Raw genomic sequence first — 22,931 nt, 5'->3', positions numbered from 1 at the left:
TAAAACAATGATAGGAAATCAACACCCATGGCATGACGTTTCACCAGGAGAGCATCTGCCGCAAATAGTTACAGCAGTTATTGAAATACCCAGCGGCAGCCATACAAAATACGAAATCGACAAACTATCAGGACTGATAAGACTGGATAGAATTCTTTTATCTTCGATGTATTATCCTGCCAATTACGGGATAATACCGCAGACTTACTACAGTGATGGAGATCCGTTAGATATTTTGGTCTTATGTTCGGAAAGTCTTGTTCCGCTTACTCTGGTTAATGCAAGGGTAATAGGAATAATGGAAATGACAGACGAAGATAAAAAAGACCATAAAATAATAGCCGTGGCTGAAAATGATTTGTCCTTATCGCATATCAATGATATTGAAAACCTGCCTGCTTACACAATTAATGAGATTCAGAATTTTTTTGAAGAATATAAAAAATTGGAGGGAAAAGCAGTACAGGTATTTGGGTTTAAAAATAAGGAAGAAGCTTTCGACTGTATTGAAGAAAGTTTGATGATGTATGTCAAAGAAATCAAGCCTAAAATAAAAGAGGATTAATGTAATATAATTCTTTGATTTTATAATTTCATACCCGGCATCATAGGGATAAAGAACCAGCATACCAACGAAATGATGATTATACAAATAATATTAAGTACAAATCCTGTTTTCATCATCGTCTGAATTTTTATGTTGCCTCTTGCAAAGATTATTGCATTTGGAGGAGTTCCCATGGGAAGCATAGATGAGCAGCTTGCACTTAATGTCATTGGAATTCCTAGTAGAAGGGGATCAATGTGTAAAGATAGGGCTAAAGTAGTCACAACGGGCGAAAGGATCATGACTAAAGCCAGATTGCTGATTACTTCACTTAAAAATATGGAGATGGCAGATATAATTATTATAACTAAAAGCAGATTACCTGTAGTAATGTAAGCCAGTCCGTTGGCAAACTCATTGGCTAATTGTGATACCTCAAGAGCATTGGCCAATGCAATTCCTCCTCCAAATAGCAGCAGTATGTCCCATGCCATCTTTTGAGTATCGCGCCAAACCAGTAATCTTTCAGGTTTCCTGTTTTTCTTATTACCGGATGGAATTAAGAATAAAAGAATGGCACTCAATAGGGCAATAACCGTGTCATCCAGTTTTAAAAAAGTTTGCCATTTGTTCACCAAATCTTTTGAAATCCATAATAAAACAGTAAAAATGAAAATCAGCAGGACTCGCAATTCGGGTCTGCTTATTGTTCCCAATTGAAATTGGGCTTTTTTTATCGTGTTTGAGGCTTCATTGTTGTGTTGGATATTATTAGGATACATTATTTTGACAAGTACTCCGTAAAGCATTAATAATAAAACTAAAGTCAGCGGCAAAAAAAGCACCATCCAGTCAGAGAAGCCAATGGTGTAATTGAATCTGTCTTTAATATATCCCACATAAGCAACATTTGGCGGGGTGGCAATGACAGTACCCAAAGCAAAATTGGAGGCATAAGCTATAGAAAGGAGAAGTGCTAAAGAAAAGTTTTGAGTATTTTTTTCACTTTTATTATGATTCTGGACAACGTGGATGACTGATACAGCCAAAGGATACATCATAATGGTCGTCGCGGTATTACTGAGCCATAAACTGAGGAAGCCCGTTGCCATAATAAAACCAAGGATGATACGGTTTCCATTGGTTCCTGTGATTCCTATAATTCCCAGAGCTATTCTTTTGTGAAGATTCCATTTTTCGATGGCTATTGCAATGAAAAAACCTCCCATAAATAAAAAAACGATTGGATCTGCATAGCTTTCAGCGACTTTTTTTATGGAAGAAATACCAAAAGAAGGAAATAAAACAAGAGGTATTAAAGCGGTAACAGCCATCGGCACCGCTTCAAATATCCACCAGACAATCATAAGAACAGCGACAGAAAGGACCTGATTGGCGTGATGAGATAATGCAAAAGGATTAGTTATACAACACAACACACTGAGTAAAAACCCAATGATCAGGCCGATTTTTTTTCTGTGGATCTTGTAGTAGGTTGGCATGGCGGTCAGAATGGATCATACTTTTGAATGGATTAACAACAATTATCTTTTTTCTTTTTCAGCTTCTTTTTTCTTTTTATTAAAATAGCCTCTTAACAAAAAGTTATTCTTCGCGGCGGCTTCTATTTCCCTGAGTTCATCGATACCTTTCCCGATATTGATAATCGTGGAATCAACGGATCTGCCAAGTTTGGGGTTGTTGGTAAGCTTCGATAACACATTCTCATCATTATTTATTTTTGAGGTAAACTGTATAAGATCATCAGAGCTTTTTTCAAGGTTACGGACTATCTTTTCTGTTGAAAGAGCCAAAGTATCATTGGAAGATAGCTGAGAAAGCACATTATTTTTATTATTTAGTTTTGTGGTGAAAATACTGATTTCACGAGAGCTGTTCTGTAGATTAGAAATGCTGGTTTCAATATTATCGGACCATTTCTTATCGGTAAATATTTTTGCAACCGTTCCGTTTTTATTATTCAGTTTGGGCGTGAATTTTGCCAATTCCTGAGAGCTAATCTGCAGATTTTCTATGGTTCTGTCTATTCTCGCAGCAAAATCTTTATTAGTCATTATTTTTGTCAATAAACTATTCTTGTTATTCATTTTAGCACTGAACTCGACAAGTTCATCAGTAATTGCTTTAGCGTTGTCGGCGCTTTGTTTTACACTTGAGAATAGATCATCTATTTCAATGGTTTTATAAGAAGTAATGATGTCATTATCCTTTACCATGGTAGTGGAGGTGGTGCCGGGCGAAATAATGAGAATTTTATCACCCATTAATCCGTCTGATGCTATACTGGCAACCGCGTCGGTTTTAATATATTTTTGTACATCCTTTCTGATTAATAACCTGACCAGAACCAATGAATCTGAAATGAAATCTATTTTGTTGACCGTTCCGATGTTGATACCGGAAAGACGCACGTTACTGCCCTGCTTTAATCCGCTGACATTCTTGAATTCTGAACGCAAGACGAAATTAGAACCAAACAAATTTCTGTTGACCCCAATAAAGTAGATGGCTGTTATGAAAAGAAGGATGCCTGCTGTGACAAAAATTCCCAATTTCCAGTTGTTTGATGACTCGTTGCTCATGGCTGTTTTTGTTTATTTTTCAAAAAAAGATTTTACCCAGTCATCGGCATTATTTTCTATGTCTTTATAGCTGCCTTCAGCTTTTATTAGACCGTCCTTCAGGACGATGACTCTGTCACCCGTATATTTTGCACAGGTTAAATCGTGTGTTATGATAATGGATGAGGTATTATATTTTAGTCCGATATTTCGGATGAGCTCAATGATTTCACGGGCTGTGATGGTATCTAAACCTCCGGTCGGTTCATCATAAATGATAATTTCCGGTTTAATGATTAATGCTCTTGCCAGTCCTATTCTTTTTCTCATTCCTCCGGACAGCTCTGCCGGCAATTGGTCAATAGCTTCTTCCAGTCCTACGTTTTGTAATGCTTCTTTAACAGCAGATTCCATTTCCTGTTCAGTAAGGTTCTTTTGGTTATGCTGTAATGTGAAAATTAAATTCTCCCGGACGGTCATCGAGTCATATAAAGCTCCGTTTTGAAACAGAAAACCAATCTTCATCCGGATCCGGTTAAGGTCTTCCTCATTGAGCTTTGTTATATCTTCTCCAGATATAAATATTTCTCCTTTATCCACTTTAGTAAGACCGACCAGGCATTTAACAGCAACCGATTTACCAGAGCCTGACTTTCCTAATATGACCAGATTTTCTCCTCTTTTAACGGTAAAGCTAATGCCGTTCAACACCTTATTACTGCCATAAGATTTGTAAACATTTTTAAATTCTATCAGTGATGTACCGGTTGCTAACTGGTCATGCCTGATGGGCAAATTTTTATTATTTTCCATTACAATTCAAAAAATAAATCAGTTACCTGCACTGCTATCAAATCAATGATAAAGATCATCAATGAAGCAATGACTACAGCTGAATTTGCAGCTTTTCCCACGCTTTTTGTCCCCCCCGAAGCATTAAATCCTTCATAACAGCCAATAATCCCGATAAAAAAACCGAAAAAAAAGGTTTTGATGATAGCCGGTAAAATATCTGTGTATTCCAGGGATTCAAATATGTTAGAAAAATAATGCGCTATATTACTTTCGCTGTGCATATTGATCCCGATAAAACCGCCCATGATTCCGATCAGATCAGCATATAGTACTAAAATCGGAATCATTAGTGTTGTAGCCAATGTTCTGGTCACCACCAGATACCGATAGGGGTTAATCGCTGAAACTTCCATGGCATCAATTTGTTCCGTTACTTTCATAGATCCCAATTCTGCACCAATTCCTGATGAAACTCTTCCGGCACAAATCAAAGCCGTAATAACAGGAGCAATCTCCCTTATTAATGACAGCGAAACCATACCGGGTATCATAGACTCGGCTCCGAACCTTGCCATAGCCGGACGCGACTGTATAGTCAGTACCAGTCCCATGATAAAACCTGTTATCGTCACTAATGCTAATGACTGATAACCCACAACAAAACACTGTCGGATAAACTCTTTCCACTCAAATCCCGGTTTAAAAATTTCTTTAAAAAAGCGGCTGGAGAATGAAGCTATATTGCCTACAATACTGAGGTTTTTTTTAAAATAGGTTTCCACGATGTGATGTTTATAATGTTCATATAGTTAGATTGTCCATTATTGATATTTGCAGAAATATTTTCAGCCGATAGACACAATGTACAATCCGGAACGTTTAAGAGTTAGTAATGAATTATAGATTGTACTCATAATCTACTTTTAATTCATTTTTTACATCTTGTATACCAGGTGTTTTCCAGACAATGCGTCCTGCTTCTTCCTTTTGATGCCAGGTGTGTACCGTCCCTGTTAATGTGACCGTTGCCCCGGAAACTGATACGTTGATTTCACTATTGTCAATTGAGCTTCTGTCAAGGGCCTTTTCAATATCACTCTTTTCAACAGTGTTCCGGACTTCCGGGTTAATAATAATGTTATTATAAATACCTTTAACTCCGGGAAGATACTTTACTGCATGTTCTGTAATATCCCGTAGATAATCCCAAGACACTTCACCATCTAAATCTACCCACCCGTTTTCCACTTTTACCGATATTTTTTCTTCGGGAATGAATGAGTTCGCTTTAAATGCAGCAATAATTTCACCGGCAATTTCTACATCAGTTTTTGATCGTGGATCTGATAATTTTACTTCGATATCTTCTACCAAAATTTTTACTCCCGAAACATTTTTTGTGGCATGCTCCGCCTGTAATTTCTTTGCATAGCTATCTACAGTTCCTGTAAGGGTAACGATTCCGTCTTTTACAATGACTCCAATCTCTGCTGAATGCAGCAAAGGCTCCCATTTCATGGCATCCTGAACATCTTTTTGTAATTCTGCATCTGTTTTCATTTGATGATAAGTTTTATATTTCAAAGTTCTATAAACTTTATAGAAGATAAAGTGATGCAGATCACGATGAAGTATGACATTGGTCAGATCAAATATTTGGCAGTCTGTTCTTTATTATTGAAATTTGAATAATAGAATTAATAATTTTTTGGCTGACCGATACTAATATTTGGAGGTGTCCAACGGATTTGTGGGTTATTAGACCCATTAGAATTCTATAGTAATCTAAAAAATTAAGAAATGAAAAAATCTGTTTTAACAATCACACTGAACCCATCTGTAGACAAGAGCAGCAGTGTTTCAAACATTATTCCAGAAAAGAAATTACGTTGTAATTTTCCTAAATATGAGGCCGGAGGAGGTGGAGTTAATGTATCCAGGGCATTAAAAAGATTGGGGATCTCATCAGATACTTTTTTTACTTCGGGCGGCAGAACCGGAAGGTTGCTGGAAGACTTACTTCAGGCCGAGCAACTGAATATACTCCCTCTCCATATTAACGCAGAAACCCGGGAAAATTTTACTGTTTTAGATACCTCTAATAACAAGCAATATAGGTTTGGATTCCCTGGAGAACTGTTAACACAAGAGGAGCAAAATGAAATTTTAAATAGGGTAGAGATAATGAATCCGCTTCCGGATTTTGTAGTAATCAGCGGCAGCCTGCCGACAGGAACTGATTCAAATTTTATGAAACAGCTTGTTAATACGTGTAAGGGTAGTAAAGTGATTATTGACACATCAGGAGAAGCTCTGAAAGCGGCGGTAGAAGAAGGTGTATTTTTATTAAAACCCAATATAGGGGAACTTGCGGTTTTAGTGGGAAAAGATAAGCTGGAAGAAACTGATGTAGATCAAGCTGCCCAACTTATTATTTCGCAGGGCAAAGCTGAGATTGTTGTAGTGTCATTAGGATCTCAAGGAGCGATTTTATTTTCAGCAGCTGAAAAAATTCAAATTGAGGCACCTCATGTAGAAGTGAAAAGCACTGTTGGTGCCGGAGACAGCATGGTTGCCGGAATGGTTTCTGTTTTGGTGAAAGGAGGTGATTATAAAGAAGTCCTTTCCATGGGAATCGCTTGTGGATCTGCCACTACAATGGCCGAAGGAACAGGACTTTTTATAAAGGAAAATGCAATGCACTTATTTAATGGAATTTGGAAGCATTTGTAATAGACACAACCGAATCTGAAAGTTAGGGGTTAAAAACGATTATTGTCCTTACTTCCAAGTAAGGATTTTTTGTTTTCTTTGCTTTCTTTGCTTTATTATTGTAGAGAATATCTATATTATGCTGCAGACATTCCCCCGTCAATTATCTGAGTTGTTCCTGTAATGAATTGGCTGTCGTCACTGGCAAGAAATAAAACCAGTTTTGCGATTTCAATAGGTTCGGCGTAGCGTCCCAATGGAATTGAAGTTTCAAATTGCTTTTTAACCTCTTCAGCGTGTCCCGGAGCAGAATTTTCTTCTATAGAGCGCATCATTCTGTTATTTACGGGAGATGGGTGAACCGTATTCACTCTGATTTTTCGTGAAGCTGCTTCAAGAGCTGTGGTTCTCATAATACCTACCACAGCATGTTTACTGGTGACATAGGCGCTTAACCCGGCAAACCCCAATATTCCGGCAACAGATGAAGTCATAATGATGCTTCCGCCATCGTTCATCTGGGGTAAAACATATTTATTTCCCAGCCATACACCTTTAACATTGACGGACATGATTATATCAAAAATGTCTTCGGGATAATGCTCAATTGGCTTTACAACTCCTTCAATACCGGCATTGTTGAAAAACACATCTATTTTTCCAAATAGTTTTATGGTTTCAGCCACGTAGTGTTCAACTTCAGCTGCTTTTGAAACATCAGCTACGCAATATTTTATATTTTCGCTGTTTAATTCTTGAACAGCTTCTTTTAAAGAATTTTCAGAAAGGTCTACCAGCATTACTTTTGCTCCTTCTTCTAAAAATATTTTAGCCGTAATTTTTCCTATGCTTCCGGAGCCGCCAGTTATAACGGCTACTTTATTTTCTAATTTTTTCATGAGTTCAGATGTATTTAATGAATATATTTTGGCTTATTTTTCTTACAGTAATCCTCCCTTCATAAGGAAATAGTAAGAACATTTTTCCTGATAATGGTAAGGAAATTAAAAATTGATGTAATATAAACTGATAGCAGACCTGTGGAAAAAATTATCCTCCACAGGTCAAAGATTAATCAGCGGTTAATAAAAATCATACTCGTAGTTAATTTCCAATTCATTTTTTACATTCCATATACCACGGGTTTTCCAGGCAATGCGGCCTGCCTCTTCTTTTTGATATAAAGAATTTGCTGTTCCGGTTAAAGTTACTGTAGTTCCTAAAACAGATACTTTAATTTCACTATCATAAATTGAGCTTCTTTTCAGTGCGTCTTCAATATCTTTTTTTTGTATTGCATCGTCTAATTCTGATTTGACTTTAATTTTGTTGATCAAGCCCTTTACACCGGTAAGATATTTTACTACCCTTTCTACCTCTTCTTTTTGATAATGCCAAGGTAATTCACCTTCTAGAGTAACCCAGCCATCCTCAACTTTTACCATTATTTTGTCATCGGGAATAGAATAATTGGATTTTAAGGCGTCCAAGACTTCTTTTGCGACTTCGGCATCAGCTTTTGTCCATGAACTTGGAAACTTTACTTCAATATTTTCAACTATCGCTTTAACCCCTCCAACTTTTTTTGCGGCATTTTCTGCCTCAGCTTTTTTTGCATAACTGTCAACTATGCCGGTAAGGGAAACTACACCGTCTTTTGCGATAACGCCAATTTCCGCAGCGTCTAATAAAGGCTCCCATTTAATGGCATTTTGAACATCCTTTTGTAATCTTGAGTTTGTTTTCATTTTAATTTTTTTTTGGTTAATAAATGTTTAGAGTTTGCTAATTGAAAGAATCATATATAGTTAAATCAAATTTTCATGTCATTTTTTATCGAAATGTTTTCCGTACTGTATTTTTTGTTGATATTTTCTTTTGGTATAGCATATTTTTCCATGGTCAGCCTTGCCATTAAGTAGCTGATGGTGGATTCAGCTCCCTGATTCAGATTGATGTAATGATCTTCCACACCATCATAACATCCTCCGGTGCAGGGATTATATACTATTTGGTTTAAATGGTTATTTCCTAAAAACCAATCAAAAGCATTGAACATCTTATATTTGTAATCTTCAATATTAAAATTGCTGTAGAATTCACTTAGTGCAATGATGGTATAGGCTACATCAATGGGCTGCTCTCCACCTGTATGGGCAGGATTAATTTCCTGGCCATTATGCATCCAGCCTTTATTAGAGATTACTTTAATCGCATCCTGAGAAAATATTTTTGACAGCAGAAAATTAAAGGAATCCAAAGCAATAGATTGATATATTGGTTTACGGATTGTTAACCAAGCAAAAAGCATTGCCTCAGGAAGCACACTGTTGGCGTATGTGAGATAACTTTCATACCATTGCCATTGATCATCAGTTTCATGTTTATACATTTGAACTAAACGGTCGGCAAGTTGTTCTATAAGTTGAATATTTAACGGATTCCCATTTTTGGTATTCGCAAAATATACTCCTTTAATAATGAATGCCATTGCCCTGGTCGAGTGAACGTATTGGGCTTGCAAAATTGCTTTATTAAACAGTTTCTTAGCCTTGACAATTAGTTCTGAAGAGATAATATCCTGCATCGAAATTAAGTATCCCAATGCCCATATTGCTCTTCCAAAAGAATCTTCAGGATTACAACTGCCGTTTTGTTCGGTAAATTGTTTTTTGATATCAACATAATTTAAAAAATAACCTTCCTCCTGAAAAGTAAATAGTATAAAATAAAAGTAGATATTGATGTAATTCAAATCATTTTTTATTTTATAGATTCTATAGAATTGACACATAGCGATCAATGCTCTCGCATTATCATCTAAAGTATATCCCGAATCTTTATCCGGATGATTTATAATTGAAAACTGAAGGATCCCGAAATCAGTCGTCATTTTTCTTAAATGATTCAAATTGATTTTGGGCATTTTATATTGAGTATTTAAATTGGAATTTGTAATTTTTTTAAACAGCTGAACATGAGCTATTGCAGAATTTTCCCAAGCCGTAGGAGCCATCTGATGTAAACCGTTTAATGCAATCTTATTTCTTAATAATTCATCATCCAATAAGGTATTTACCTGTTTGGCGAGCTGCAGGGAATCATTAAAATCAATGATAATACCTGCTCCTTTTTCCAGTACTTCCAGAGCGTGCGGAATAGGGGTGGAGATAATAGGGCAGCCACAGCTGATAGCATAGGAGAATGTGCCGCTTACCGCCTGATTGGGATCTTTGGAAGTAAACAGGTAAATATCCGTCAGCTGCAGATATTCCAGTAAAGTATCAAGAGCCAAATATTCATTAACAAAAGCTACATTTCCGGATAACTGTAATTCTTTGATTAGTAATTCTAAACTTTGTCTGTATTTTTCACCTTCCTGTTGCACAACACACGGGTGGGTTTTACCGATAATAAGAAATAGTGTTTCAGGATGTTGCTTAATAACGAAAGGCAGAGCTTTTAGTGTTGTTTCTATGCTTTTCCCAGAACTCAATAAGCCAAAGGTTGAAAGTATTTTTCTGTGCTGATAACCGTATTTTTCTTTTAAAGCTTTTTTATCAGAATTCTCTACCAGATGTGTACCGTGCGGTATGACGGTAATTTTTTCTTTTGCTATAAGATAATCATCCTCTAATATTTTCTTGGCAGCCTGAGTCATTACAATTAACATATCTGTAATTTCAGCGATGCTCCGAATATATTGTTGTGTTTCCCTGTCCGGTTTCGGCAAAACGGTATGGAATACCACTACAGAAGTTTTCTCAACAGATTGCAGGAGCATTAATAATTCTTTTTCATTGCCTCTAAATAAACCGAACTCGTGTTGCAGAACAACTAATTCGATTCGATCGGAGGCATTAATATCCTGGATTAATCTGTAATAGGAATGAGGGTTTTGTGTTTCTAAAATATAATTAACATTCTCATCATAATCATGCTTTCCATTTTCCAATGCACATATTTTAATATCAAAAGATTCCGTAAATTTATTGTTAATTGCCTGTATCAAGTCCTGCGTATAAGTTGCAATACCACATTCTCTGGGTGGAAAGGTGCTGATCATCAGCAGTTGAGGTGCTTTTTTTGGGACAGGTTTTAAAAGGAGTTGTCTAAGCAGTCTTTTTCTTCTATTTAATTTATTTTTCATGGGATAAGTTTTTTATAAGTTGTTAATTCTTTCAGCAATTCCGAAAGAGACACCGAAGCACAGGCAACATGCTCGTCTGCTGCGCCGTAATAGATATATAGTGTATCCTCACAAACCAATGCTCCACTGGGAAAACAGACATTATTAACTTTTCCGTGCAGCTCGTAATTGTATTCAGGTTTAAACAATGGGTAGGGTAAACGGGCTATTTCGCAGGTAGGATCCTCTAAATCTAACAGTGCCACACAGGTACAGTAGACATAACCATCAACGGTATCATGAACTCCATGATAGATCAGCAGCCAGCCTTTTTCTGTTTCAATGGGAGGGCATCCACCTCCCACATAGCTTACTTCATGGTCATATTTTGATGAAATGAGAATGTGATCGCTGAACATCAGTAGAAAGTTATCCCAAAAATTATGGGTAAGCTCACTCAAATCATAAACAGAAACAACTTGAATATCAGGTTTTATCCGATGTAAAAAATAAAGCTTACCATTAATCCGCCTTGGAAAGAGTATTATATTCTTATCCCAAACCAATACTTTTTTTTCGAGTTTTTTTGAGACTATATATTTCCCGTTGAAACGAAAGTACTTTTCATTTAATTCGCCTTTAGATTCCGCTAAAAACTTAAATTCTTCATAGGAATACTGCGGCACAATCAGCCCTCTTTTTTCCCATATCACCAAATCTTTTGATGTAGCTAATGCACCTAAGGCATTGATACCGTCGTAAGCAGTATAGGTGAGGTAATACAGGTCATCAATTTTTACGATCCGTGGGTCTTCCACCCCTTTCCTTTCATAATTATATTGTGGATACAAAAGCGGGATTTCCATTCGATTTTCAATGGTTACCGGTGTTTTTAACTGACAATAACCAATGCTTGAATAATTGTCTTTGCTCACCGCTCTGTAAAATAAGTGAACAGAATCATTTTCACGTAAAACGGCAGGATTCAACACTCCTGAACTTTCAAATCCAAGGTTAGTCTTTTCCAGGATGATGCCTTCTTTTTTTACACTGATCATAGCAGATTGTTATTTATTTGACAGTAGTTATTTTTCAATAAATCCCTCCTGCTGCATTTTATTGCGAAGGGTACGGGCAATTTCGTTCGTCAGTCTTTTTACGCCTTTCGGATCATACGTTTCTGTAATTCCTGACCATATTATTTTATCATCCTTAATAGAATAAATTATAGTTTCAATAATGAATTTTTTAGTGATGGTATAATAGCCGGGAATATTATAATACATCCAGTTTCTGTAGTAGTAGGTAATGAAATCATTATAATACATAGGGTACATGTAATATTGCTGGGGAGTATATACCTTTTCTTTATCCACATCAATCAAACGCATAGTTATAGCAGCATCAAAACTGTCTTTTTTTATTTTACTCCGTAAAGCCTGTTCATCTTTTGCATTAAAATTTTCATCCAGATAACTGTAAGAAGTGATGCCTTTTCCGTCGAGGTATTTCGCCATTTCATCTTCAGCACTGCGGCGATTGGTTTCATTTGTTAATAATGCCATCACCAGTACTTTTTTCCAATCTGTAGGATGGATATGTTTATCCGGATCCCGCCAGCTGCTTGCTATATGAGTGGAGCTGCAGGAATTGAGAAGTACTGTACATGCAAATGCTGTAAAAAGGATTATCCTATGATAGTGTGATTTTTTCATGATCATATTTTATTATTAGTTCATTCCAAAGGTCCTAAAACAGCATCGGAAATAATATGACACGCATCACTGTGAAAAATGATGTTGGTCAGTTCATCAATTCAACCTTTTATAAGAGTTAAATCAAACGTTGGTTACAGAAGTGATTTACATTGATTTCTTTATAGTAAGTGATCTGGGAGCCTTGATGAAACTTAAATTAATTTATAGCTGTATCATTTTTTTTAGTGACCGGAGTCATTATCTGGCAAGAAGGTAATTTGGAAATTTGTGGCATAAATCTTAGATTATGAAAGCTCTTTTAACCTTCACCATTATTCTTTGCTGTGCAATGATCACACGGGCTCAGGATTTGAAAATGACCAGTGAGATTGCTTCTTCACTTAAAGACAACGTTATTCTCTCGAAACTGCATTACCCAAAATCGGTCATTCAGTTTTATGCCAGAAACGACTCTGAATATGCTTGGCTACACACTGCACAGAAGTCAGATCAACCTGAAACAGCAATGTTGCTGCTGGAGTATTCCTACCGATTCGGACTGTCTTTATCTGATTATCATTGGGGGGCAATTTCTCTTCAGAAATTAAGAAAATTGAGAGATGCTCCTGTAGAAATAAATCAAAAAGAGAAAGCTGAGTTCGATATTCTGATGACCGATGCTCTTATTACTTTCATCAATAATCTGCATTTTGGAAAATACAATCCTTCCTACAACTCATCATTTATTGATACCAACGAGATTAATGGATTTCGCTCAGAGAATGTATTGTTATATGCAAGACAGCAAAAAGATTTTCTTAAGGCGATTCTTGAAGTTCAGCCTAAGGTTAAAGCTTATACGGATCTTCAAAATTATTTGAATGGACTCTATGAAGAAAACGATTGCTTGGCTCCTCAAACGGGAATTGAAAAGATTGTTATCAATATGGAGCGCTTACGATGGATCAATACAAGGGATCAAGCGTATATATTAGTCAATATTCCTTCCTATACATTAGAATTTCACCAGAAAGACAGTATATATGATTTTAAAGTAATTATAGGGAAACCATCTACCAAAACGCCGGTTTTGAAGAGCAGTATTAATTATTTTACGACAGCCCCTGACTGGAAAGTTCCCCAAAGCATATTCATAAAAGAAATGCTTCCAAAAATTTTAAAAAACAAAAGTTATTTAACAGATCATCATTATTCAGTGTATGATAAACAAGGTAATAAAGTCGAAATAACTTCGTCAAAATTAAAAGAGATCCGTCAAAATCCTTATAAATATAGTGTCAGACAATCATCCGGATGTGATAATGCATTAGGAGCGGTGGTTTTTAGATTTGAGAACTCTTATGGAGTATATCTCCATGATACTTCTCAGAAACAATTGTTTAATAAAGATGAAAGAGCTTTCAGTCATGGATGCATTCGTGTTGAAAACGCTAAAGAACTCGCTTCTCTCCTTTTAAAAAATGATGGCTCTGGAAATAAGATTCCCATTTTAGAAAATGCGATGGCTGGCTACCAAAGAAAAGATTTTGTTTTAAAGCAACCGGTTCCCATCATTATTACTTATCTGACTTGCTTAATAAAAGATGGAAAACCTGTACTCTATAAAGACATTTACCATTTTGATGATTCACTCGAAAATAAATTTAACCAAAATAAATAATAAAATTATGAGAACGATTGTAGTACCTACAGACTATTCAAAGCCGGCAAAAAATGCTGCAGTTTATGCACTCCATCTGGCTAATGCTCTAAAATGTAATATTGATTTGTGTCATGCATTTGCACTGCCGGTTGAAAGCCCTATGCTTGGGCAGACTGCGTGGGCTCTATATGAATATCCGGCCTTACAGGATGAAAACAGTAAGGAGATGAAAAAATTGGTAAAAGTACTTGAAAATAAAGAGAAAACTTTATGGGGAGATGAGGCTTTTCCTTATCATCCGTCGATATATTATTCTTGCGAGGGAGGTGATGTTGTGCAGGTAATAAATAATACGGCAGCCAATAATAAAACATTGCTTATTGTAATGGGGATGCAGGGAGCCGGAATGCTTGCCCGGTTTATTTTTGGAAGCAACAGTCTTAAAATGATTGAAAATACACAACATCCGCTCCTGTTAATTCCCCAAAACCATAAATATAAGGGAATGAAAAAGATCGCTTTTGCAACAGATCTGAAGAGAAAAGATATAAAAATTGCTCAATCATTGATTAAGTTTGCCCAATATTTTGATGCCGAACTCTTAATTACCCATATTATTCAAAGCAATAATGATGTGATTCAGGATACTGCTTATGAGCATAAAAAAGAAGTGTTTTTAAAGGCCTTGGATGGTAAAGTTTGTTATAACTGCATTTACAGCGAAAATATAGATTACGGTTTAGATATCCTGAAAAATAAAGATATTGATATCTTGGCAATGGGACATGACCACAGGAGTTTTCTCGAGAGATTTACCAAGAGCAGCCATGCTGCAAGACAGGCTGCAGAGTTAGAAATTCCACTGTTAATCATTCCGGAAACTGATCATCTGTTTTTTTAATCTAAAGAATTCCTCTGGGCTCCGTCTCGGGGAATTTTATTTTAGATTTCAATTTTTTATTCGTATTTATTGAGAATAATTAATAACAATTTAATTTGTTAACATTTATTTATATCCAAATACGATTAGTTGTACTAAAATTCATAACTTTATATGATATAGTGCTATATAAAATATGGAAAGTGCAAAACTATTACAAGCCATTATTGAAACGGCCATTGACGGTATTATAACTATTGATAATAGAGGGAGAATAGAAAGTCTGAATCCTTCTGCACTAAAAATATTTGGGTATAAAGAAGAAGAATTAACAGGTAAAAATATTTCAGTACTGATGCCTGAGCCTGATAAAAGCAGACATGATGATTATTTGCTCAATTATCAAAATACCGGCGAAAAAAAGATAATCGGAAAGGGTAGGGAAGTAAGAGGATTAAGAAAAGATGGCTCCCGATTTCCCTTCAGGCTTGCCGTAAGCGAAGTACAATATCAGGATAGGGTGATTTACACAGGCTTTATCCATGATCTATCTAAAGAAAAAGAAGCGGAAGAATTTCTTAAAAAATATACAATCGAACTTGAAGAATTAGTTGACAACCGTACAAAATCGCTGAAAAAAATGCTTCATGAATTGGAAATGGCAAAGGAAGAAGCTAATACATCTTTGGAAAAAGAAAAAGCGCTGAACCGTATGAAAAGCCGCTTTGTATCAATGGCATCGCACGAGTTTCGTACCCCTTTAAGCTCTATGCAGCTTTCTGCCGTACTTATTGAAAAATATCTGCAAACTTCCGATAATATCCAAATATTAAAACATCTCCATAAAATAAAAAATGCAATTGGCAGTTTAAATGGTATTCTTAATGATTTTCTTTCCTTAGAAAAATTGGATACCGGAATTGTAAAACCTCATTATGCCTCATTTGATATTGTTAAGTTTTCAGAAGAACTTACAGAAGAAATGCAGCTCATCACCAAAGAAGATCAAATTATTATTTACCAGCATGCCGGATCGGAAAATGATGTAAATCTGGATCAAAACTTATTAAGAAATTGTTTAATGAACTTAATGAGCAATGCTATAAAATATTCAGGAGAGCATACGTTGATTGAATTCTCTACAGCAATAAGTGAAAATCAATATGTATTTTCAGTAAAAGATAATGGAATAGGGATACCTGAAGAAGACCAATCCGGACTTTTTCAGCCATTTTTCAGAGCCCATAATACAGGAAATATTCCCGGAACAGGATTAGGGCTCAATATTGTGCAGCGGTATGTAGATCTCATGGATGGTACGATCCGTTTTGAAAGTAAATCAGGTAAGGGTGCAGAGTTTATCTTATCATTTCAGAAAAAATAATTAATAATACTCCAAGTTAGTTCCATGGAAAGAATACGCATATTAATAATCGAAGATAATGATGATATCCGAGAAAGCACTTCTGAGATCCTTCAGCTTGCCAGTTATGAAGTATTTCAGGCTTCTAACGGTAAACAGGGAGTAGATCTGGCTATTAAAAAGATACCGGATGTGATATTATGTGATATTATGATGCCGGAGCTTGACGGGTATGGGGTGCTACATCTTTTAAGCAAGAGAGAAGATACTGCGCTTATTCCTTTTATTTTTATAACGGCGAAAACGGATAGGGTAGAAGTCCGAAAAGGAATAGAAATGGGTGCGGATGATTATCTTACCAAACCTTTTGATGATATAGAACTCCTCAGTGCTATTGAAAGCCGATTGAAAAAGAAAGAACGCCAGAAAAGTCTTTACAGCAATATTCTTACACAAATGACCAATTTATTTCATGGTTCACACGGACTTGATGAATTAAAGAAAGCTTTTGATGAACGAAAAGTGAAGTCCTTTAAAAAGAAGCAGATTATATACTACGAGGGTGATACTGCCAATGCTGTCTATTTAATTATATCCGGTTCAGTGAAAACAACAAAAATGACCGAAGATGGAAAAGAACTCATGACAGGAGTCTACAGTCCGGAAGAATATTTTGGAATCACTTCATTATTTGCAGGAAAAGAATATAAAGAGACAGCTGAAGTATTGGAGGATGCTACCTTATGCTCTGTTCCCAGAGAAGTTATTGATCAATTGTTTTATAAATATCCTGATGTGGCAGAAAAATTCATCAAAATTCTTGCCCAGAATGTTATTACCCACGAAGAGCAGTTATTACAGCTTGCTTATTTTTCTGTGAGAAAAAGAATGGCAGAGGTACTGCTTAAACTCCATGCAAAACATCCTCACACCGACAATTTTGAAATTTCCAGAGAAAACCTTGCTTCTATGGCGGGAATGGCTATTGAAACGGTAAGCAGAATTCTAAGTGATTTTAAAGAAGAAAATTTAATAGACAGGAGTGCCGGGAAGATTACCATACTTGATAGGCTAAGACTTCAAAAGCTTAAAAACTAATCTCTATCACTTTTTATAATGATTTCATGCATTCGTCAGTTCTGTGCAGTTGAATACATTTGAACATTGAACAGATAGTATGAAAGTCATCGTTTATCATATCAGCCAGGAAGATAAAAAGCTTCTTGCTTTGGCTAATCGTAAAAAGCATAAAATTACGATTATAGTAGATCCTTTAAGTGAAGCTACGGTCCATTTTGCAGAAGCAAAAGACACTGTCATAATCATTGATCAGGAAACCCCGGTTTCAAATAGTCTTATTTTGAAGCTTATATCCTTTGGGATCAAATATTTTATATTCAGATTCCAGGAACAGGTTCCCGTAGATGTATCAATAATTCAGAATTCAGGATTGAAATACATTACCATTCCAGATTCAAAATTAGCCATTTCCTCAATAATTGAAATTCTTGATACCTGGGAAAAAAGTGATTAACATCATCTCAAAACGCAACGACAGTCATAATTTAAAAATTATTTCCATTATACCTTTGGAGTATAAACCTTAAAATAATTGTATTATGAAAACTTTAGAAAAAACCAATCCATCTCAATCATTAGAATCTCTGATAGAAGATTTTTGGAAGAATGATGATCTTGTTAATCAGTCGGTTAAATCAGAACCAACAGTGAACATTATTGATAAAAACGGTGTCTATAAGGTGACGGTTTCGGCTCCGGGATTTAAGAAAAAAGATTTTAAAGTAGCCGTTGAAGACGGATCACTGATCATCAGTGCTGAAACCAGTGCAGAGAAAAAAGAAGAAAAAGAAAATTATGTAAGAAAAGAATTTTCAGCTTCCTCATTTGCCCGCAGTTTCCGTTTACCCGACAATATTACTTTGGGCCACATAAAAGCCAATTATAAAGGTGGATTATTAAATATTACGATTAATAAAAATAATCTGGATAAAAAGGAAGTAAAAGAGATCAAAATACGCTAAAATTTTTTAGTATTAATTCATAAAACCCTGTTGCGCATTTAGGAGATGATTCAAGTGTCAGAGCCGGAATAAACCAGATGCGCAACAGATTTATAAAAATAAAAAAATGGATACTATCATTCTAAAATCTCTTGGAGGAGCTGAAACAGTTACGGGATCTAAACATTTATTAAAAACCTCGGAACTTAATATATTGATTGATTGTGGATTGTTTCAGGGTATTAAATCTTTGCGTGCACAAAACTGGGAATCGTTAAATGTCAATGTTGCTGAAATAGATATAGTAATTCTTACCCATGCCCATCTTGATCATTGCGGATATATTCCGCTCCTTGTAAAAAAAGGGTTTAAAGGTAAAATTTATATGACTGAACCTACCAAAGAATTAGCAAAATTGATTTTACTGGATAGTGCAAAACTGCAGGAAGAGGATGCAGAAAAAGCAAATTATCATCATTATACCAAACACAATCCCGCAAAACCGCTGTACACGATAACTGATGCTGAAAGGTCTTTTAAACAATTTTTTACGGTTAAAGAGAATCGTAGTATTAAATTAAGTGATCATATCCAATTCAGATTCAAACCCTGCGGACATATCATTGGGGCCTGCTCTTTAGAAATCGTATGTTTTGAAAAAACGATCATTTTTTCAGGAGATATTGGACGAACTAATAGCGCTATTTTACCTCCACCTGATTTTTTCACCAAAGCAGATTTTATAGTAATGGAATCTACTTACGGAGACAGACTTCATGATAATACCAATTTGTATGATAAATTGGAGCACTGGATCAATCTCACGGTTAAAAACCATGGTAATATTATTATTCCCAGTTTTGCTGTAGGCAGAGCACAGGAGCTTATTTATATTCTTTATCAACTCAAAGAACAGAACAAAATACCCCGTAACCTCCCAATAATAATGGACAGCCCTATGGCTGCTTCTGCAACAGATATTATGGTTGAATATGCTGAATACACGACTGTCGATAAAGAAAAATGGCTGGAAATTATTGAACAGATGAATATCAATAGAGAGTACACAAATACAGAGGAAATCGTTCATGACAAGCAAAGTAAAATAATAATTGCCGGAAGCGGTATGATAACGGGAGGGCGTGTCCTTGAATATTTAAAACATGATATAGGAAACAGCCGGAATACTGTATTAATTGTTGGATTTCAGGCAGAAGGTACTCGCGGAAGAGCATTGCTTAATGAATCTCATGAATTAAAAATTCACGGAAAATATTATCCAGTGAAAGCAAATATAGTAGAATTAACGGGGTTATCTGCCCATGCTGATCAATCTGAATTAATAGAATGGATAAGAAAATATAAGAATCCTCCTCGACAAATCATGCTGGTTCACGGTGAATCTTCCGCATTGGAAGCATTAAGAGTGAAAATTCAAACAGATTTGAAAATACCGGTTGAAATTTTAATAAAAGATAAAGAAATCCTATGTTAATTATATTTCTTAAAAGTACTTATAGCCTTCAATGGATCCTACAATAAAAAATAGTTGCAGAAATTCTATATTTGGAGTTTCAGCAGTTCAATTATTTTATCTTCTTCAGTCAGAAGAACAGTAAGGTATACAATTGATGAGGTCGAAAACGGAGGGAAAATTATGTTAAACATTAGGAATAAATGAAGATAGTTATCATTTTCACCAACCATTTATCATGATGTATGATGAAATTTTTATATAATGGTCTTCATGTTGAAAATATTTTTTATTTTTGGTGAAATTGTAGCCCTTTATCTATGAGAAAAACAAGTTTTAAATTAATTTATGCAATCGGTTGCATTTTTTATATTGTTTTATAAGCTCAGCAATCTGTAGAGGTGGCTAACCCTCTGGTTTTTTCCAGAAATGAAATATAAGATGCAAAAGTAAAATGGCTTCCCATTCAATAGATCGATTATGATGGTGGTGGAAAAAATGAAGAATTACTCTGTTCAAACCCCGGAAAGCAGGATTTTATGCGGAGTTTGTCTGGCAGAAAAAAGGACAGTTTCAAACGCAGAAAAACTGGGAGAATATGCTTCAGAAGCAAGCTTATATTATTGCAAACCATTGGTAGTAAAAATGGTAGAATGATAAAGAGATAAGTTTAAGGGGCGTAGAGTTTGAGTGTTCGTAATACAATATTCTCTTTATAAATTTTTAATGATAAAAATGAATCTAAAAATATACACATTTGCAATAGGATTACTGACGGTGAGTTATTCTGCTCAGGTGAAAGATACACTGGCAGAGAAAATGCTGGTCTATCAGCTTCCTAATGGCGGTTGGGGAAAACAGCTGGAAGATAAGTCGGAGGTAAACTATAATCTGTCTATTGATAAAAACCTTTTAAAAAAGATAAAATCTACCGGTGATGAACATGCAACCATTGATAATAACGCAACTTCCAGAGAGATCAATGGATTGATCAAAGCGTATTTAGACACAAAAAATCCTGAATATTTAAAAGCGGCAGAAAAAGGAATCAGTTATCTTCTTCTCATGCAGTACGATAACGGAGGTTTTCCTCAGTATTATCCCAACACTGGGCTTTACAGAAAACAGGTGACTTATAATGATAATGCGATGATCAATGCTCTGACAGTTCTGTACAATGCGGCGGAAGGTAAGAACAACTTCGATGTGATCTCTTCCTCATTAAAAGAAAAATCAAAAATTGCAGTTCAGAAAGGGATTGGATGTATCTTAAAAACGCAGGTTCTGCAAAACGGGAATCCTTCCATCTGGGCAGATCAGTATAATGAGATTACTTTACAGCCGGATAAGGCAAGAGCTTTTGAACCTATTTCATTAGCTACGGGAGAATCGGTAGGGATTATTAGGTTTTTGATGCAACAGCCGGTAACTCCCGAAATAGAAAAATCCATAAAAGCTGCACTAGAGTGGTTTAAACAAAATAAGATTGAAGGTTATAGCTATAATGTCACCAAACAAAACGGAAAGGCAATAAGAGTTTTGGTTAAAGATAAAAATTCTGTTATCTGGGCCAGATTCTATGATATTCATACCAACAAACCTTTGTTTGGGGATCGGGATGGCAGTGTAAAGTATAATTATAATGAAGTTTCAGAAGAAAGAAGAAACGGCTACAGCTGGTTTGGGGATTTTGCCGAAAAACTGCTCGCAAAGGAATATCCCAAATGGCTGGAGAAAAATAAAATAACGGAATAATTAATTAATTTATGCTATAACAAATAAGTTGTGATACCCCTTCTTTTATCACATCTAAAGACCAAAGAGAATATCTCAGAAACGAGATACTCTCTTTGGTATTACTACTATTATTACAGTCTCATATTAAAATGCATCACAAACGTTTCCTCCTAAAGTAGCCCCAGCATTTGCAGTAATATCAGATTTTACATCAGCTACATTCAGCTTATTAATAGTATAAGGTGGAGTAAATGCTGTTCCGCTTCCTGCAGTGTTTCCGGTAACATTGATGAAGCTGCTTCCTGATTGGGTTACAGCTGTAAATCCGGTCATTAAACTGATAGGTTCTTTTACATTTTCAAAAACATTTCTTTCCACCAGGATATTAGCCTGTACTCCAGCAGCAATACATTTATTGCTTACAGAACTGTTGAAATAACTGTTCAGTATATGTATCTTACCGAATCTTACTCTCGGCATGCGCTCTCTGCATCCCGGTGCCCACCAGCAGCGTACAAAAGTTACATTCAATTTTCCGATATCAGCAGTGGCGCTGTCACTTGACCCGATAAGGTTAGAGAATCTGTGATCATTTGTTCCTCCTGGGCCTCCTGGTTTTGGAGCTTTCAGATAATGGAACTTGGTATAGGAAACTGTAATAAAGTCAGATTTGTTTTTGATGTCGAAATTTCCGTCTACACCATCTCTGAACTCGCAGTGGTCTATCCATACATTTCGGCAGTCGTCAAGAATGGCGTTGTCCCAACCGTCTGTATCATACGCTCCGGGACCCTCGAAAATAAGGTTTCGGATAATGATATTGTTACATCTTTTAATATTGATAATTCCTGAGCCGTCTTTGGTTTGATCGGTAGAAACAAGTCTGGCGCCTGTAGCCCCGTAAATTGTTTTTCCGGTCTGATCCTGAAGAGATAAGCGTGTAGTAATGGTGATGGTTCCGGTTACCTTGATCACTTTTACAGCTGTGTTTTCAATTGCAGCCTTTAACTGAGCATACGTGGAAACAGTAGTCTCTGCTGCGGTTCCGCCTCCGGTAGTTCCTCCGTTTTGAGAAGCCCATCCGGGAGCTACACAATTGGCCAAAGGAATAATCTTTTGTGCCAAGGAGTTTTTAATATTGATTTCGCTTTCTGCCAGGTCATTATTGATTTCTTCGTGACCACATCCGGCCAGGGTAAAAGCAGAACTTAGAGCTGCCGTAAAGAAGACAGCTTTGAACCTTGTTTTCATAGTTTATATTTTGTGATTTGTTCTGGTTTAAAATTATTAAGTTAATATTTAATTATTTTATATTTTAATATAGCTATATT

The 22,931-nt window shown here is 35.8% G+C and carries 22 protein-coding genes; 11 read left to right on the top strand and 11 right to left on the bottom strand.

Translation table 11 applies throughout. The annotated features are described in order from the left end of the window. The first annotated feature begins 7 nt into the window (after positions 1–7). Positions 8–565 (top strand): inorganic diphosphatase, encoded by a 558-nt coding sequence (locus tag DRF60_RS05510; protein WP_116011117.1) that lies wholly within the window; start codon positions 8–10, stop codon positions 563–565. A gap of 20 nt (positions 566–585) precedes the next feature. Here the strand turns inward: DRF60_RS05510 and DRF60_RS05505 are convergent, their stop codons facing one another. The 5 genes from DRF60_RS05505 to DRF60_RS05485 all read right to left on the bottom strand — a co-directional run bounded on the left by DRF60_RS05505 (position 586) and on the right by DRF60_RS05485 (position 5,484). Then, positions 586–2,049, bottom strand: coding sequence for an SLC13 family permease (locus DRF60_RS05505; protein WP_116011116.1), 1,464 nt, complete (start codon positions 2,047–2,049; stop codon positions 586–588). Positions 2,050–2,091: 42 nt separating this feature from the next. Continuing rightward, positions 2,092–3,150 (bottom strand): MlaD family protein, encoded by a 1,059-nt coding sequence (locus tag DRF60_RS05500; RefSeq protein ID WP_116011115.1) that lies wholly within the window; start codon positions 3,148–3,150, stop codon positions 2,092–2,094. A gap of 12 nt (positions 3,151–3,162) precedes the next feature. Continuing rightward, the gene (locus DRF60_RS05495) at positions 3,163–3,942 is read right to left on the bottom strand and encodes an ABC transporter ATP-binding protein (RefSeq protein ID WP_116011114.1); all 780 of its coding nucleotides are present in this window, start codon (positions 3,940–3,942) and stop codon (positions 3,163–3,165) included. Beyond that, entirely contained in the window at positions 3,942–4,706 is a 765-nt protein-coding gene (locus DRF60_RS05490) for an MlaE family ABC transporter permease (RefSeq protein WP_116011113.1), read from the bottom strand. The genes DRF60_RS05495 and DRF60_RS05490 overlap by 1 nt, the downstream gene beginning before the upstream one ends. A 115-nt stretch (positions 4,707–4,821) precedes the next feature. Then, positions 4,822–5,484, bottom strand: a complete 663-nt coding sequence (locus DRF60_RS05485; RefSeq protein ID WP_116011112.1) for a BON domain-containing protein — start codon at positions 5,482–5,484, stop codon at positions 4,822–4,824. Positions 5,485–5,724: 240 nt separating this feature from the next. Here DRF60_RS05485 and DRF60_RS05480 point away from each other — a divergent pair, with 240 nt between their 5' ends. Continuing rightward, entirely contained in the window at positions 5,725–6,657 is a 933-nt protein-coding gene (locus tag DRF60_RS05480) for a 1-phosphofructokinase family hexose kinase (RefSeq protein ID WP_116011111.1), read from the top strand. 116 nt (positions 6,658–6,773) lie between these two features. Here the strand turns inward: DRF60_RS05480 and DRF60_RS05475 are convergent, their stop codons facing one another. From DRF60_RS05475 to DRF60_RS05455, 5 genes are all read right to left on the bottom strand, one after another. Continuing rightward, positions 6,774–7,535, bottom strand: coding sequence for an SDR family NAD(P)-dependent oxidoreductase (locus DRF60_RS05475; RefSeq protein WP_116011110.1), 762 nt, complete (start codon positions 7,533–7,535; stop codon positions 6,774–6,776). A 183-nt stretch (positions 7,536–7,718) separates the two neighbouring features. Further along, on the bottom strand, positions 7,719–8,384 hold the full coding sequence (locus DRF60_RS05470) for a BON domain-containing protein (RefSeq protein ID WP_116011109.1): 666 nt from the start codon (positions 8,382–8,384) through the stop codon (positions 7,719–7,721). Positions 8,385–8,449: 65 nt separating this feature from the next. Continuing rightward, positions 8,450–10,786, bottom strand: coding sequence for a glycosyltransferase (locus DRF60_RS05465; protein WP_116011108.1), 2,337 nt, complete (start codon positions 10,784–10,786; stop codon positions 8,450–8,452). After that, positions 10,783–11,823 carry a glycoside hydrolase family 130 protein gene (locus DRF60_RS05460; RefSeq protein WP_116011107.1) on the bottom strand — a complete coding sequence of 347 codons (1,041 nt, stop codon included), beginning with the start codon at positions 11,821–11,823 and terminating at the stop codon, positions 10,783–10,785. Before DRF60_RS05460 ends, DRF60_RS05465 begins: the two co-directional genes overlap by 4 nt. Before the next feature lie 27 nt (positions 11,824–11,850). Next, positions 11,851–12,480 carry a hypothetical protein gene (locus tag DRF60_RS05455; RefSeq protein WP_123902637.1) on the bottom strand — a complete coding sequence of 210 codons (630 nt, stop codon included), beginning with the start codon at positions 12,478–12,480 and terminating at the stop codon, positions 11,851–11,853. A gap of 289 nt (positions 12,481–12,769) precedes the next feature. On the opposite strand from DRF60_RS05455, the gene DRF60_RS05450 reads away from it, so the two are divergent. The 9 genes from DRF60_RS05450 to pelA all read left to right on the top strand — a co-directional run bounded on the left by DRF60_RS05450 (position 12,770) and on the right by pelA (position 21,618). Further along, positions 12,770–14,143, top strand: coding sequence for a L,D-transpeptidase family protein (locus tag DRF60_RS05450; protein WP_116011105.1), 1,374 nt, complete (start codon positions 12,770–12,772; stop codon positions 14,141–14,143). A gap of 7 nt (positions 14,144–14,150) precedes the next feature. Continuing rightward, positions 14,151–15,026: a universal stress protein gene (locus DRF60_RS05445; RefSeq protein WP_116011358.1), complete on the top strand. Its 876-nt coding sequence runs from the start codon at positions 14,151–14,153 to the stop codon at positions 15,024–15,026. Positions 15,027–15,201: 175 nt separating this feature from the next. Further along, positions 15,202–16,389 (top strand): PAS domain-containing sensor histidine kinase, encoded by a 1,188-nt coding sequence (locus DRF60_RS05440; protein WP_116011104.1) that lies wholly within the window; start codon positions 15,202–15,204, stop codon positions 16,387–16,389. 24 nt (positions 16,390–16,413) lie between these two features. Then, positions 16,414–17,466, top strand: coding sequence for a response regulator (locus DRF60_RS05435; protein ID WP_116011103.1), 1,053 nt, complete (start codon positions 16,414–16,416; stop codon positions 17,464–17,466). Positions 17,467–17,545: 79 nt separating this feature from the next. Continuing rightward, a complete protein-coding gene (locus DRF60_RS05430; RefSeq protein ID WP_116011102.1) occupies positions 17,546–17,902 on the top strand; it encodes a Rossmann-fold NAD(P)-binding domain-containing protein in 357 nt (118 codons plus the stop codon). Between the two features lie 85 nt (positions 17,903–17,987). Then, positions 17,988–18,410, top strand: a complete 423-nt coding sequence (locus DRF60_RS05425; protein ID WP_116011101.1) for an Hsp20/alpha crystallin family protein — start codon at positions 17,988–17,990, stop codon at positions 18,408–18,410. A 106-nt stretch (positions 18,411–18,516) separates the two neighbouring features. Beyond that, complete coding sequence (locus tag DRF60_RS05420) at positions 18,517–19,884, top strand: MBL fold metallo-hydrolase RNA specificity domain-containing protein (protein WP_116011100.1); 1,368 nt, start codon at positions 18,517–18,519, stop codon at positions 19,882–19,884. 477 nt (positions 19,885–20,361) lie between these two features. Continuing rightward, the gene (locus tag DRF60_RS21080; protein WP_157967930.1) at positions 20,362–20,520 is read left to right on the top strand and encodes a hypothetical protein; all 159 of its coding nucleotides are present in this window, start codon (positions 20,362–20,364) and stop codon (positions 20,518–20,520) included. A 78-nt stretch (positions 20,521–20,598) separates the two neighbouring features. After that, on the top strand, positions 20,599–21,618 hold the full coding sequence (gene pelA / locus DRF60_RS05415; RefSeq protein WP_202974449.1) for a pectate lyase: 1,020 nt from the start codon (positions 20,599–20,601) through the stop codon (positions 21,616–21,618). A gap of 126 nt (positions 21,619–21,744) precedes the next feature. Here pelA and DRF60_RS05410 read toward each other — a convergent pair whose 3' ends face one another. Then, a complete protein-coding gene (locus DRF60_RS05410) occupies positions 21,745–22,851 on the bottom strand; it encodes a pectate lyase family protein (RefSeq protein ID WP_116011098.1) in 1,107 nt (368 codons plus the stop codon). Positions 22,852–22,931 lie beyond the last annotated feature (80 nt).

Source organism: Chryseobacterium elymi (assembly GCF_003385495.1).
In the GTDB taxonomy this organism is placed as follows: domain Bacteria; phylum Bacteroidota; class Bacteroidia; order Flavobacteriales; family Weeksellaceae; genus Chryseobacterium; species Chryseobacterium elymi.
The sequence above is the reverse complement of the archived record's forward strand: the minus strand, read 5'-3'. Positions and strand labels throughout refer to the sequence as shown.